This window comes from Bacteroidales bacterium (assembly GCA_023229505.1).
In the GTDB taxonomy this organism is placed as follows: Bacteria; Bacteroidota; Bacteroidia; order Bacteroidales; family JAGOPY01; genus JAGOPY01.
Map to the genome: position 1 here is coordinate 1 of JALNZD010000024.1, position 11,947 is coordinate 11,947.

The following is an 11,947-nucleotide window of genomic DNA, read 5'->3' on the forward strand; positions in this document are numbered from 1 at the left end:
AATGACAGGCGAAGTATTCTTTCCTAAACTCAATGAAAACCAACTCACCTCATTCAAGGACATCACTGAAGAATTCATTAAATCCTCAGGCTCTGAATAGTCCTGAACTCTCCAAAGCAGCCATTGTACAGGTGATGACTGAATGTTTACCAACCTTTCACCATATAGAGACGGGGAAGAATCTGGACCAGAAGATGTGACGGATAGAGCGAGGGAGCGAACGAAGCGAACGAAGCGAAAGAGGCAAAAGAGGCGATAGGGCGACTTATGCGAAGGTAGTGTAAGTAGCAACTTTAGCAGTTTTTAAAATAATCAACTCATTATAAATTGAAACTGATGGAAAAGATCAAAACACACAGGGAACTAAAGGTTTTTCAGCTATCGTTTGAAGCAGGTATGGAGATTTTCAGGATCAGTAAATCATTTCCGAAAGAAGAGACCTATTCACTAACCGATCAAATTCGCAGATCATCGCGTTCGGTTTCAGGCAATTTAGCCGAAGCATTCAGGAAAAGAAGATACCCTAAATCTTTTGTCGCAAAGCTATCTGACTCAGAAGGTGAGAGTGCCGAAACCCAGGTCTGGCTTGATTATGCGCTGGAATGCAACTACATTGACAATGTATCCCATGCATCACTGAACGACAAATATGACCACATCATAGCTATGATCGTCAACATGAGCAACAAACCCGAAAACTGGGCTTTCTAAAAGAATGACTCGCCCACTCGCCCACTCGCCCTTTCGCTCCCTCGCCCACTCGCCCACTCGCCCCTTCGCCCCTTCGCTTATTTTTCTTTAAAAAATCACCTATGCTAAAAAAAATCCTCTTCTTCGCATATCTTGTCCTGATCACCGCCCTCAGCCTCTGGCCCTCGGATGGTCTGCCGGATGTAACGCTTGTTCCGTTTGCCGATAAATTAATTCATGCAGGCATGTATGCAGGGTTTACTTTCCTGATGCTTTGGGCCTGGCCTGAGGAGTTTTCCGGAGCCAAACAAATTTTGCCTTTATTATTAGTCATTGCATGGGGATTTTTAATGGAAGTATTACAACAATACAGCTATTTCGGCCGTTCGTTCGACATTACCGATGAACTGGCTAACAGCCTGGGATTTCTGCCGGGATGGATTGGCTGGAGGTGGTTCGGAAGAAGGCATGCATAACAACAAAATGAGAAAATACTACCTGCCGCTAACGTTGCTTTACTTGCTTTTGCTAACGGTCCTTTACTTGCTGCCGGGCGGTTTGTTTCCGCGGCTGCACCTCAAGGGTATAGACCTGTTGGTGCATTTTTCCAGCTATGGCTTGTTTACCTGGATGGCATTGGCTGCACTTGGAAGTTGTCCGTTGCGCTGGCGTAACCTGGCCCCCTGGGTTTTTGTGATAGCCCTGGCCCATACCTATTGGATGGGATTTTTACAGGGGCAGTTGCCGCAACTCAACCGCCATTCATCCTATAGTGACCTGTTGGCGGGCTGCATCGGCGCTGTTTCAGGCATCCTGCTCCGCATCCGGCTCGCATACAGGCATTGTAACTGTAGCCTGATGGCGATTGCCACCCGTGCCGGGCTGCCCGCACAAGGTATAGCGCTGATAGAGGCTGCCATGCAGGAACCTCCCTCAGCGCTGCCCCTCACCATCGCCAACCATCCTGGCCTCAATAGCATCATCGCCGGAAGCTTCGGATGGAAGCCCATGCAACTGCAGCCTGTACCGGGCATCACTATCGACATGGTATGCACAGGCAAAAGCTTAGTCTCGTTACCACACTTCTCTTACGGTAGTACTCATAACAGCACAGGCAAAGCGTTTACAGCCGGCGACTGGCAAGAAACACTGTCCGGCTTTGCCCTACCCCGCAACATCGCACAGATGGAGGTAAGGGTCCCCTGGCCAAATCAGCCACATGAAAGTATCAAAATTGCCTCGTGGCTAAACCTGTCAAACAGCATGGATAAACAGATGCACACCTTCAACCCCAACCTGAGGCGCAAAATCAGAAAAGGCCTGCTAAACGGGTTTACTGTCGAGCAGGGCAGCAACGGCCTGCTGAATGATTTCTGGCATGTTTACGCCCGGCATATAGACTTGTTGGGATCAGTTGCCCTACCCAAACGATTCTTTTACAACCTGTTACACCAATATACACAGGGCCATGTTACTATTTTCCTTCTCCGGCATAAGGGCCGGGTGGTGGGTGGTGCCTTCAACCTGGCCTACCGGGGTTTTTACGAAAATGGCTGGTTTGCCACTCTGCATGACGTTCAAGGCCGCTACGCTTCTTATGTGCTGCATCATGCCATGATCGCCCATGCCATCAGCATGCAATGCCATACTTACAGCTTTGGCCGCAGCACAGCCGGCAGTGGTGTACACCGCTTCAAGCATCAATGGGGCGCTACCGATGTTCCGCTATTATGGGCCCATTACCCTGTGCAAAAAATGAGCCTGCGCAAACAGCACTGGCTGCATCACTTTTGGAAAATCCTTCCCTGGCCCTTCCGGCAGCATCTTGGCAGCTATCTTGCCAAGTGGGTTTATTAGATTTGCATGAATGGAAGTGGGTTTTTTAAGACCGGAGGCATTTCTTTTGGTATTTTTGCCGGAACGACTTAAAAGAATGGGGTAAGATTTGCATGTACTAAGTTTCGATTTTGAAGAATGGTTTCATATTTTTGGACGCAATCCACTACTGCAACGACATCGCTGGGATAATCTTCCGGTCATGTTGCCCCGTATTACCGGCTCAATCCTCGAGATGCTCGAGCGGCACCAGGCCACAGCTACCTTTTTTTGCCTGGGCTGGGTGGCCTCACGTTATCCGCAGCTCATCAGGGCCATTGCTTTGGCAGGACACGAAGTGGCGGCGCATTCCTACTGGCACGAGCAGGTTCACCGCCAGCAGCTTCCTGCTTTCCGCGACGATCTGTTTCGCAATATTGGCGAACTTGAAAGCATCACCGGCACAAAAGTAATAAGTTACAGGGCACCCGCTTTCACACTTTTCCCTGTTTCGGGCCATGCTGTTGAATTGCTGCTCGAAGCGGGTATCCGTGTTGACAGCTCCATCATGTCGGGCATGCGATACAATGGCATGAAGCTTCCCAACCATCCTTTTACTTTCGGTCCTGCAGGCAGCGCATTGGTTTACTACCCCGTCAGCACCTTCCCCTTTCTCTTTCATCGGATACCCTATGCCGGAAGCGGTTATTTCAGACTGTTGCCCTTCCGCTTCGTGAAAAGAAACCTTGCACAGCCCGGTTACCACATGCTGTATTTCCATCCGCGTGACCTTGATGATCGGCTGTATGAAGTGAAAGAATTCAATCCTGTTGAGCGCCTGCGTTTTCTCCCGGGAACGGGCTTAAGTATGGCAAAACTTGGGCAATTGTTAGCTATGTACAATATGTCTAGCATCATAAGTTCATTAGTATCCGAAAACAACCTGCTGATGTTTCCCTTGTCCTGTGCGGTGAATAACGTAACAAATAAAAAAAATCGTTGAGTTGGATAAATTTTCTCAAAAAAAACACTATATTTGTATCCGTGATGCCAAACACACTAGTTATAACAATTAATCATTATGCCATCAACTCTTGACCCCCCGATCCTGTTAGTTGTATTGAGCCTTTCTGTAGCTTTCTTAGTAACATATATTTCCATCCCTTCCATCATTGAAGTGTCCAGAGCTAAACATTTGTTCGACGAACCCAATGGGCGTACTTCTCACCTGGTAAGTACGCCCAGGTTGGGCGGAATGGCCATTTTTACAGGCTGCATCATTTCCGGGATGATCTTTATCAATATCTCACGCATTGGCTATATCCAATATGTCATTGCCGGTTCGATCATTATCTTTTTTCTGGGTTTACAAGATGATATTCTCTCCCTTTCACCCCTGAAGAAACTGCTGGGGCAAATTGTTGCGGTTGCCATCATCATCGTCCTGGGGGATGTACTTTTGACCGACCTGCATGGTTTTTTGGGCATTCATAAGATTGGCTATGTGTCAAGCGCTTTCCTCAGCCTGTTCGTGATCATTGTGACCATCAATGCCTTTAATCTGATCGATGGGATCGACGGACTTGCCGCTGGTGTTGGGATACTGGCGGTGGGTTTTTTTGGCATCTGGTTCTTTTTGGTTGGTCATATTGAATTGGCTGTGTTGTCGGCTGCATTGGTTGGCTCCCTGGCCGCTTTTTTAAGGTATAATGTCTTTTCAATAAAGAATAAGATATTCATGGGGGATATCGGTTCTCTCACCCTGGGCTTTTTTGTTGCGGTACTGATGATCCGTTTCAATGAGATCAATATTGGCCTTCAAAGTCCTTATGCCATTCATGCAACGCCTGTCGTTACTCTTGGTATCCTGATACTTCCCATGTACGACACCCTGCGCGTATTCACCATTCGTGTTGCAAGAGGACATACGCCTTTCAATGCCGACAAGCTGCATTTGCACCACAAGCTGCTCGCCCTTGGTATGAGCCACCGCAGGGCAACAGCCACGCTGCTCCTGGTCAATATCCTGTTCATTGTTATGGTACTCCTGTTGCAGCGTATCGGAATGCATTTGCTATTCCTGATCGTGTTTGGGCTGGCAACCATCCTGTCGTACCTCCCCACTTATCTTTGCAACAAAGAAGCCAGGTTAACCGGTAAGATTCCCACAAAAGTGAAAAGGAAGAACTGACTTTTTTTTAAGCAAAACGACTAAGCGAGCGGAGCAAAGGTAGATTTACTACTCCTAAATTTCTCAACCCACCAAACCCAAAGTGCAAAAATCACCACATAAAAAAACGGACGAAGAATCCATTCATGCGTAATAGTCCAGTATTCCGGTTTCCAGACTACCATGACCGAAAGGAGCACGATGCGCAAAATGTTCACGAAATGCATGATCAGGATGCTCATCGGGATGAACCATAGCTTATGCTTCCATGGCCCGGGAAACAGCACAAAAAGCACAATGATCTGGTAAAACTGTTTTAATCCTGAGCAACTTTCACTTACGCCCACATAGCCTCCGTTGCTGAACCACATCGTGTTGGGGTCTTCGGTGGTGATGTGCAGTCCAAGAACATTCCGGTTTATCCACAAGCTGGATTGGTAAACCTGCCTGGCCAACCAGTCGGCTGTCATATTTACCGCAGTGAAAGATTTGATGAAATTGGCGAAATCCCACCACAGGCGGTGAAAAGCGTAGGTGATGATAGCAAAGAGCGCAATATCAATTACAAAGCCAAAAGGGCCGGCATAAAACTTCCGAAACCGGTGGTAATACCGTCTGAGCATAAAGCTTGATTTTGACGCAAATGTAGCGTTAATTTCCTGTTTTGGTTTCGACAAATATGTTTCCGGCAACTGACAATAAGCTACCTTCATCTCACTGACTTTGCTTATTTTTACTTTCTGAAATAGATTATTGCAAAGCCTGCCTTTCAGTCAAGACAAGCAAACTATTAAAGAAACAACATTGATAAGTATGTTAAAATTTGTACTCTGCACTTTCTTCGCTCTTCTGCTGTTTCCTTTGCTTAGCTACGGACAGTATATTCCCCTGGATAATCATTTTTATGATCTTATCATGCAAAAGTCCCAGGCGAATAACACTTCATTGCTTTCATCAATGAAACCTTTGCTGTTGCAGGATATGGATAGTTTGGCAGACACTGAGAATGCATTATACCAGGTTCCGGGTAATGCAAAACATAAAAACACCTTTGTTTACCGTAAACTTTTTAGTGAGAACCTTATCAGATACAAAACAAAAGATTTCAGTATCACGGCTGATCCGGTATTTAATTTTGGACTTGGATATGATATAAAAGAACCTAAAAACACCTGGATAAATTCCCGTGGTTTTACTGTGACAGGATTAATTGGTAAAACGTTATCGTTTAATACTGAACTATATGAGAATCAGGGAGTATTTGCTTCATGGCCTGATTCAATTATCCGTGCAACCGGGGTAGTACCCGGACAGGGTGCGACCAAACCCTTCAAAGATACCGGTGTCGATTTCTTTTACTGTAATGGATACGTGAGTTATAGCCCTTCAAAATACATTAACATGACTTTGGGCTATGGTAAAAACTTCATTGGTGATGGTTATCGCTCTATGATATTATCGGATGTCTCGTTCAGTTATCCATATTTAAAGCTGACGGCTAATTTTAAGAAAGTTAAATATACTGTACTTTACAACCAGTTTATTGATCGCAGTTCGACGCTCTCGAGTGGATTTGGCCTAGACCGCAAATGGGCAACCATGCATTACCTGCAGGTTATGCTCTGGGGCAGGCTGAGCCTGGGAATTTTTGATGCCATAGTTTGGGAAAATGCCGATTCGACAGGTTATCGCGGATTTGATATTCAATACCTGAATCCGGTCATTCTAATCATGAGGCCTGTTGAAGAATCATTTGGTTCGCCGGATAATGCCCTTATGGGAGGTACTTTTAGTCTTCGTATCAACAAACATTTCAATGTTTACGGTCAATTGCTTCTGGATGAGTTCAAATTGTCGGAAGTAATGGCAAATGATGGATGGTGGGCAAATAAGTTCGGTTACCAATTGGGGATTTCGGGATGGAACCTGCTGAATATCCCAACGTTAAATGCCCGGATCGAATACAACCAGGCTCGCCCCTATACCTACGCCTATGATAAAACCATTGAGAGCTACGGGCATTATAATCAGCCGCTGGCCCACCCGCTGGGGGCCAATTTCAGAGAATTCATTGCCATGGCTTCCTATATCAGAGGAAACTGGATGGTTCATCTTAAATTGAATTTTGCTATGTATGGGGTAGATACAGCTGGGATGGATTTCGGAAAAAACATCTTTATTCCATATAATCAGCGTGTGAGTGAATATGGCAATGAAATCGGACAGGGGTTAAAGACTAATCTTGCTATTGTTGATTTTAACATTTCGTATCTGCTCAACAGACGGACCAATTTGCGTCTTGAAGCTGGTTTCACTAACCGGAAAGAGCATAATACAAAGTGGGACAAACAGATGCAATTCATCTATTTTGGCATCCGAACCGGGTTGAGAAATATCTATTATGATTTTTAGCATCGGGTTCATGAGTGGAACGGTGGAACGGTGACTGGGTGACTGGGTGACTAGGTGACTGGGTGACTGGGTGACTGGGTGACTGGGTGACTGGGTGGAAAAGGTGAAACGGTGAAACAGTGAAACAGTGAAAAGGTGAAACGGTGGAACGGTGGATGCATGTTAGTTGGACAGTTGGCAGTTGGACAATTTCCAATTTCAATTTTCAAATTTCTTGACCGTCTTACAGTCTTAAATTAAGCTTAAATCGTAAAAGGTGAATTGGATACGGAAAACTCTTTATCTTTGCGAATAATATCGCAACGAAAAATATCGCAATAAATGAAAAACAACCCTTTCAAATTTGGCAGCATTGTCGAAGATCAATACTTCACTGACCGTACTAATGAAATAGAGCGGGTGAATTCAATCATTGGTAGTCAAAATCATCTGATTATCATCAGTCCCCGCAGATTTGGAAAATCAAGTCTTATCATGAAAGTAACCGGCCAGCTCGACAGACCAGTGATTGCCATTGATATGCAACTGATCACCAGTACAACTGATCTTGCAGCCCAGATTCTTAAGCGGATTTACAGGATTTTCCCTTTCGAAAAAGTCAGACAGTTGGTGCAACATTTCCGTATCATCCCCACCATCACGTTGAATCCGGTTACTAACCAGGTAGAGGTGGCATTTCTCCCCGACAGTTCCCACCTTCCTTTGCTTGAAGACGTGCTGAACCTGATGGAAAAACTCAGCACCGAAAGAAAAAAATTACTGGTCATCTTTGATGAATTCCAGGAAATCCGGCGAATTAACGCAGATCTGATGCGGCAATTGCGGTCTATCATGCAACAGCATAAACTGATAAATTATGTCTTTCTGGGCAGCCAGGAGTCATTGATCAAAGAAATCTTCGAAAAGAAAAAATCTCCTTTCTACCACTTCGGCATGATTCTTCAACTTGGCAAAATTCCTGAGGCCGACTTTATCGATTACCTGGAAAAACGACTGATGCCGGTCCATGAAAATGCAGCAAATCTGGCCCAACAAATTATCAGTTATACCAGCTGTCACCCCTATTATACGCAACAGCTAGCATTTGTGGTTTGGGATAAATGCAACCAGGATTCCTTAACAAGTAACCCCGTTAGGGATGCTGTTATGGACTTAATTGCCATGCATGACATGGATTATGAAAGGTGGTGGATGGCTTTAAATAAAACTGATAAAAAACTTATGATCGGACTGTCATATTCCGGTTTTGCTCCGCTTTCGGAAGCGTTCTACAGAAAATATGATATCGGGGCATCAAGTACCGCTTTTAGCAGTATCAAACGACTGATGGAAAATGGATATATTAATAAAGTCGATAATAAATACGAAATGGATGATCCGTTCTTCAGCCAATGGCTGAAACAAAGAAGAGAGGCGTGATACTGTAAAACGGTGACTAGGTGACTGGGTGACTAGGTGACTGGGTGACTAGGTGACTAGGTGACTAGGTGACTAAGTTACCCAGTTACCATGTTACCAAGTTACTATGTCACCTTTCCAGGAGTGACTGGGTGACTGGGTGGAAAAGGTGAAACAGTGAAATGGTGGAATGGTGGGACGCAGGAAGATTCGAATTATTGTTGTTCTTATTAGTTAAATTTGTATTATTTTTGTAGAATATACACAACAATAAATGGAGGCACTGATTAGGAAATCATTAAGAAAAGTTCAGCAAACCGATTCGTCATTTAAGCGATATCTCTATGATATAATTGACTGGTCCGACCGGCTTATTTTTATCAAAGGTGCAAGGGGAACGGGTAAGACGACCCTGCTGTTACAGCATATTAAAGAAAATTTGGGAACCTCTGAAGAAGCGCTTTATGTTAGCCTGGATGATATCTGGTTTTCTGATAATAATCTTGTCGATCTTGCTGAAAATTTTGTCAACCTGGGCGGTAAGTTCCTTTATCTCGACGAAGTTCATAAATACCCCGACTGGTCACGTGAAATAAAAAATATCTATGACGACCATCCCGGTCTAAAAATAGTTATTACCAGCTCTTCTGCACTTCATATTTTTAAACAACAAGCCGACCTGAGTCGACGGGCAATGGTTTATGACCTTCGTGAACTTTCACTTAGAGAATTTATCGCATTGCGATACGGACATCTCTTTCCGGCTGTTGACCTTCAGCATTTACTCTCTGACCATGTTAACCTGAGCTTCGGGATCATCGAAAAGATTAAACCGCTCCGAATATTCAAAGAGTACTGCAGTATTGGCAGTTATCCATATTTCATGGAAAACCAGGATAATTACCATCAACGTTTGCTGATAACTGTTAATACTATTTTGGAAACAGACCTTCCTGCAATCCTTAATATCGATTATTCTTCATCAACTGTCTGAGGCACACTTGATCTTACTTCTCCAAAGCAATAAAGGAGGCAATAGTATTTTAACCAAGCCCGAAAAAATATACCTTCATAACAGCAATTTAATGGCAGCACTAGCGGAAAATGAAGCTAACGTGGGAACAATCAGGGAAACATTCTTTCTTAATCAACTTTCTGCTGCCGGAAAAGTAAACTATTCCGAACAAGGTGATTTTGTTTTTCAGGATAGGTATGTCTTTGAGGTCGGTGGAAAAAATAAAACCAGGAAACAAATCAAAGGATTATCTGACGCATTTATCGTTGCGGATGATATTGAGTCGGGGTATAAGAATAAAATCCCTTTATGGCTGTTCGGTTTTTTATACTGATAATTTGTGAGACGTGAAGCGTGATGCGGTGGAATAGTGAAACGGTGACTGGGTGACTAAGTTACCATGTTACCATGTCACCTAGTTACTATGTCACCTTTCCAGGAGTGACTGGGTGACTGGGTAACTGGGAATAACAATTTAACAATTTATCAGTTTAACAATTTTATAAAATTTGCTTCTTTTTGTAGAATCACAAAAAATTAGTAATTTTGTAAACTAATAATACGATAATATTGGATGTTTGGTTCACAAAATAAAGATATCGTACTGACCTTGTACAAGGATACCCGTACTGTGTTCCGGTTGGTTGATGTAGCTATGCTTGTCGGAGAAACAGATTTGCAGATACTTGGTAAGAAACTAAACTATTATGTACACAAGGGTCAGCTGCACAACCCGCGTAAGGGCATCTATACCAAACCGGAATTTATTACTGAAGAACTGGCCTGCCGCCTCTACAGCCCTTCCTATATTTCGCTTGATTATGCGCTGCAGAAGGCTGGAATAGTCTTTCAATTCGACTCACAAATTACTATAGTCAGTTATTTGAGCCGTTTTATTGAAATTGAAAATCAATTTTACCGTTTCAGAAAATTAAAAGGAACGATATTGACAAATACAACTGGAATCATACGGCAGAATAACCACGTAAATCAGGCTTGTCCTGAGCGTGCATTGCTTGATACACTGTACCTCGAACCTGATTACTACTTTGATAATCTCAATCCTTTGGATAAATCCCTTTTAAAAAAGATTTTACCGATCTATCAATCAAAGTCGTTAACCCAAAGGATTAAAAAATTGATCAAAGATGTTTGATATTAACCGCCATAAATTTTTTCTTGTTCAAATACTTAAGGATATCTATTCAGATCTTGAACTGGCTAATTACCTCGGATTCAAGGGTGGTACAGCTTTGATGTTTTTCTATGATCTGCCCCGGTTTTCGATAGATCTGGATTTTAATTTGTTAGATACCAATAAAGAGGAAATTGTTTTCGAAAAAGTTCGGAAAATTATTATGAAATACGGGACGATTTTCGATGAAGCTAAAAAGTACTTCGGTCCTTTGATTGTATTGGATTATGGTATTGGTGAGCGTAAATTGAAGGTAGAAATATCCAATCGACCGTTTAACAATAGTTATGAAATAAAAAACCTGTTAGGATTCAATGTCAAGGTTATGACGGTTTCAAACATGTTTGCACATAAGTTGTGTGCTTTACTTGATAGAAGTACAGCAACAAATCGCGACATTTTTGACACATGGTTCTTTTTGCAGCGTCAAACTCCTGTGAATAAAAGTATTGTGGAATACCGAATGAAAGTGGCGCTGGCAACCCATATCGAAAACTGCATAAGCCTTCTTGAATCTATGAAGGGCAATCGCTTACTGGACGGCCTGGGTGAATTAATGGATGCTGACACAAAAAAATTTGTTAGAACAAAACTTCTGGTTGATACGATTAACCTTTTGAAATTTTACCAGAGATTCCCGATTCTTTCAGAATAATAGCATGTTACCCAGTTACCATGTCACCTAGTTACTATGTCACCTTTCCAGGAGTGACTGGGTGACTGGGTGACTGGGTGAAACGGTGAAACGGTGAAATGGAGTTATGTTCCAAATTTCAAATTTCAATTTTTCAAATTTCTTAACAGTCCTACAGTCCTAAAGTGATGTGGCGATGTATCGAAGTAACGAGGTAACGATATTAAGGTCAGCAATTTAACAATTTATCAGTTTAACAATTTTATAATGGTTAATACTAAAAAATCATTTGTTTCCTTTTTAAGAAGGAAATAAATAATTATATTTGTCCCTTTATAAAGGGAATAAAATGAAAGAATATTATAGAGAACTAATCATAGATTTTGTAGATCGGGATTTATCGGCAATAAAATCAAGAGAGCTTTTACTGCCCGATGAACCTGGTAGAATAATTACAGTAATTGGTGCGAGACGTGTTGGAAAAACCTACTTATTCTTACACCATATTGATAAGTTGCGTAATAAAATTCAAGCCTCAAAATTGCTATATGTTAATTTTGAGAATGATAAATTGTTTTTTGTTTCTTACAGGGTCATCATCGCGCTTGTTAAGTAAAG

Annotated in this window: 14 protein-coding genes; 12 read left to right on the forward strand and 2 right to left on the reverse strand. The window is 42.7% G+C overall.

Features of this window, described 5'->3' with window-relative positions:
- Nucleotides 1-336 precede the first annotated feature (336 nt).
- Together M0Q51_09800 and M0Q51_09805 are read left to right on the forward strand one after the other, a co-directional pair.
- A complete protein-coding gene (locus M0Q51_09800; GenBank protein MCK9400266.1) occupies nt 337-711 on the forward strand; it encodes a four helix bundle protein in 375 nt (124 codons plus the stop codon).
- Between the two features lie 101 nt (nt 712-812).
- A complete protein-coding gene (locus tag M0Q51_09805; protein MCK9400267.1) occupies nt 813-1,166 on the forward strand; it encodes a VanZ family protein in 354 nt (117 codons plus the stop codon).
- A gap of 291 nt (nt 1,167-1,457) precedes the next feature.
- Here the strand turns inward: M0Q51_09805 and M0Q51_09810 are convergent, their stop codons facing one another.
- Nucleotides 1,458-1,673: a hypothetical protein gene (locus M0Q51_09810; protein ID MCK9400268.1), complete on the reverse strand. Its 216-nt coding sequence runs from the start codon at nt 1,671-1,673 to the stop codon at nt 1,458-1,460.
- Nucleotides 1,674-1,698: 25 nt separating this feature from the next.
- Between M0Q51_09810 and M0Q51_09815 the strand changes: the two genes are divergently transcribed.
- The 3 genes from M0Q51_09815 to M0Q51_09825 all read left to right on the forward strand — a co-directional run bounded on the left by M0Q51_09815 (nt 1,699) and on the right by M0Q51_09825 (nt 4,696).
- Nucleotides 1,699-2,547 (forward strand): GNAT family N-acetyltransferase, encoded by an 849-nt coding sequence (locus M0Q51_09815; GenBank protein ID MCK9400269.1) that lies wholly within the window; start codon nt 1,699-1,701, stop codon nt 2,545-2,547.
- Nucleotides 2,548-2,635: 88 nt separating this feature from the next.
- Complete coding sequence (locus tag M0Q51_09820) at nt 2,636-3,508, forward strand: polysaccharide deacetylase family protein (GenBank protein ID MCK9400270.1); 873 nt, start codon at nt 2,636-2,638, stop codon at nt 3,506-3,508.
- A gap of 78 nt (nt 3,509-3,586) precedes the next feature.
- Complete coding sequence (locus M0Q51_09825; protein MCK9400271.1) at nt 3,587-4,696, forward strand: undecaprenyl/decaprenyl-phosphate alpha-N-acetylglucosaminyl 1-phosphate transferase; 1,110 nt, start codon at nt 3,587-3,589, stop codon at nt 4,694-4,696.
- A 20-nt stretch (nt 4,697-4,716) separates the two neighbouring features.
- Here M0Q51_09825 and M0Q51_09830 read toward each other — a convergent pair whose 3' ends face one another.
- On the reverse strand, nt 4,717-5,298 hold the full coding sequence (locus tag M0Q51_09830; GenBank protein MCK9400272.1) for an archaeosortase/exosortase family protein: 582 nt from the start codon (nt 5,296-5,298) through the stop codon (nt 4,717-4,719).
- Nucleotides 5,299-5,488: 190 nt separating this feature from the next.
- Here M0Q51_09830 and M0Q51_09835 point away from each other — a divergent pair, with 190 nt between their 5' ends.
- From M0Q51_09835 to M0Q51_09865, 7 genes are all read left to right on the forward strand, one after another.
- Entirely contained in the window at nt 5,489-7,087 is a 1,599-nt protein-coding gene (locus M0Q51_09835; protein MCK9400273.1) for a hypothetical protein, read from the forward strand.
- Between the two features lie 321 nt (nt 7,088-7,408).
- Nucleotides 7,409-8,506 (forward strand): AAA family ATPase, encoded by a 1,098-nt coding sequence (locus tag M0Q51_09840; GenBank protein MCK9400274.1) that lies wholly within the window; start codon nt 7,409-7,411, stop codon nt 8,504-8,506.
- A 253-nt stretch (nt 8,507-8,759) separates the two neighbouring features.
- Complete coding sequence (locus M0Q51_09845; GenBank protein MCK9400275.1) at nt 8,760-9,479, forward strand: AAA family ATPase; 720 nt, start codon at nt 8,760-8,762, stop codon at nt 9,477-9,479.
- 91 nt (nt 9,480-9,570) lie between these two features.
- Nucleotides 9,571-9,834, forward strand: coding sequence for a hypothetical protein (locus M0Q51_09850; protein ID MCK9400276.1), 264 nt, complete (start codon nt 9,571-9,573; stop codon nt 9,832-9,834).
- Between the two features lie 240 nt (nt 9,835-10,074).
- Complete coding sequence (locus tag M0Q51_09855; GenBank protein MCK9400277.1) at nt 10,075-10,656, forward strand: hypothetical protein; 582 nt, start codon at nt 10,075-10,077, stop codon at nt 10,654-10,656.
- On the forward strand, nt 10,649-11,350 hold the full coding sequence (locus M0Q51_09860) for a nucleotidyl transferase AbiEii/AbiGii toxin family protein (GenBank protein ID MCK9400278.1): 702 nt from the start codon (nt 10,649-10,651) through the stop codon (nt 11,348-11,350). The genes M0Q51_09855 and M0Q51_09860 overlap by 8 nt, the downstream gene beginning before the upstream one ends.
- A gap of 328 nt (nt 11,351-11,678) precedes the next feature.
- Nucleotides 11,679-11,945 (forward strand): AAA family ATPase, encoded by a 267-nt coding sequence (locus tag M0Q51_09865; protein ID MCK9400279.1) that lies wholly within the window; start codon nt 11,679-11,681, stop codon nt 11,943-11,945.
- The last annotated feature ends 2 nt before the right edge of the window (nt 11,946-11,947 follow it).

Bases quoted from the DNA above. Each gene is read 5' to 3' on its own strand.
- M0Q51_09800 (MCK9400266.1), top strand. From the start codon at position 337: ATGGAAAAGATCAAAACACACAGGGAACTAAAGGTTTTTCAGCTATCG.
- M0Q51_09805 (MCK9400267.1), top strand. From the start codon at position 813: ATGCTAAAAAAAATCCTCTTCTTCGCATATCTTGTCCTGATCACCGCC.
- M0Q51_09810 (MCK9400268.1), bottom strand. From the start codon at position 1,673: ATGATGCTATTGAGGCCAGGATGGTTGGCGATGGTGAGGGGCAGCGCT.
- M0Q51_09815 (MCK9400269.1), top strand. From the start codon at position 1,699: ATGCAACTGCAGCCTGTACCGGGCATCACTATCGACATGGTATGCACA.
- M0Q51_09825 (MCK9400271.1), top strand. From the start codon at position 3,587: ATGCCATCAACTCTTGACCCCCCGATCCTGTTAGTTGTATTGAGCCTT.
- M0Q51_09830 (MCK9400272.1), bottom strand. From the start codon at position 5,298: ATGCTCAGACGGTATTACCACCGGTTTCGGAAGTTTTATGCCGGCCCT.
- M0Q51_09835 (MCK9400273.1), top strand. From the start codon at position 5,489: ATGTTAAAATTTGTACTCTGCACTTTCTTCGCTCTTCTGCTGTTTCCT.
- M0Q51_09840 (MCK9400274.1), top strand. From the start codon at position 7,409: ATGAAAAACAACCCTTTCAAATTTGGCAGCATTGTCGAAGATCAATAC.
- M0Q51_09845 (MCK9400275.1), top strand. From the start codon at position 8,760: ATGGAGGCACTGATTAGGAAATCATTAAGAAAAGTTCAGCAAACCGAT.
- M0Q51_09850 (MCK9400276.1), top strand. From the start codon at position 9,571: ATGGCAGCACTAGCGGAAAATGAAGCTAACGTGGGAACAATCAGGGAA.
- M0Q51_09855 (MCK9400277.1), top strand. From the start codon at position 10,075: ATGTTTGGTTCACAAAATAAAGATATCGTACTGACCTTGTACAAGGAT.
- M0Q51_09860 (MCK9400278.1), top strand. From the start codon at position 10,649: ATGTTTGATATTAACCGCCATAAATTTTTTCTTGTTCAAATACTTAAG.
- M0Q51_09865 (MCK9400279.1), top strand. From the start codon at position 11,679: ATGAAAGAATATTATAGAGAACTAATCATAGATTTTGTAGATCGGGAT.